The organism is Neisseria dentiae, from assembly GCF_024580525.1.
GTDB classification, from domain to species: Bacteria; Pseudomonadota; Gammaproteobacteria; order Burkholderiales; family Neisseriaceae; genus Neisseria; species Neisseria dentiae_A.
This window is the reverse complement of record NZ_JANIKQ010000056.1, coordinates 1-805: the sequence shown is the minus strand read 5'-3', so window position 1 is coordinate 805 and position 805 is coordinate 1. Positions and strand designations below refer to the sequence as shown.

Annotated in this window: 1 tRNA gene and 1 pseudogene; one reads left to right on the top strand and one right to left on the bottom strand. The window is 53.2% G+C overall.

Features of this window, described 5'->3' with window-relative positions:
- Positions 1-14 precede the first annotated feature (14 nt).
- Positions 15-90, top strand: a tRNA-Lys gene (locus tag NQ012_RS12830).
- A gap of 181 nt (positions 91-271) precedes the next feature.
- Here the strand turns inward: NQ012_RS12830 and NQ012_RS13180 are convergent.
- Positions 272-736 (bottom strand): annotated as a pseudogene (locus NQ012_RS13180) (site-specific integrase); the annotation flags it as partial.
- Between the last annotated feature and the right edge of the window lie 69 nt (positions 737-805).

Here is an 805-nt window from a genome sequence, read left to right as displayed (position 1 = left end):
ATGCGCACTCTTTCGGGTCGTTAGCTCAGCTGGTAGAGCAGCGGACTTTTAATCCGTTGGTCGAAGGTTCGAATCCTTCACGACCCACCAAGCTTTCCAAGCCTAAACAACCGTTTAGGCTTTTTTCTTTGCCACCGCCTATCTTGGGGTGTGCCAAATTTGTGCCGAAACCAAGACCGGCACCGTCCAATAAAGCAGCGTGTCCGTGCAAATGCTCGGGAGCAAGGTGGGCATACTGCTGCACCATGCTGATGCTTTCCCAACCGCCCATTTCCTGCAACGCCGCCAACGGCACGCCGGCCTGAACCAGCCGGCTTGCTCAAGTATGGCGCAGGTCGTGCCAGCGGAAATCGGATATACCGGCTTTTTCCAAAGCATTTTTCCAAATGCGCGAATTGATGCTTTTTACGGGGCGGCCGTTCGGATAGGTAAAAACAAAAGACGGGTGTCTGCCCATCTGTTTTTCCAATACACCGACCGCCGTCTGATTCAGCGCGATACCGATTGAGCGGCCTGCTTTGGCTTCGTCGGCATAAATCCACGCCGTTTTCCGGCTCAGGTTTATTTGCGCCCACTTCAGTTCCAAAACGTTCCGCTGCCGCAACCCCGTCGCCAAACTGAAAACCGCCATATCAGCCAGGTATTCGGGTAAAGCGGCAATGAGTTTCTGTGCTTCGTTCTGCGTCAGCCAGCGGATACGCCGTTTGGCTTCGCGGTATAACGTGATTTTCGGCACGTTATCCAACCATTGCCACTCTTTTGCAGCTTTGTTCAATATGGCCCGAATCAACGCAAGATAACGGTT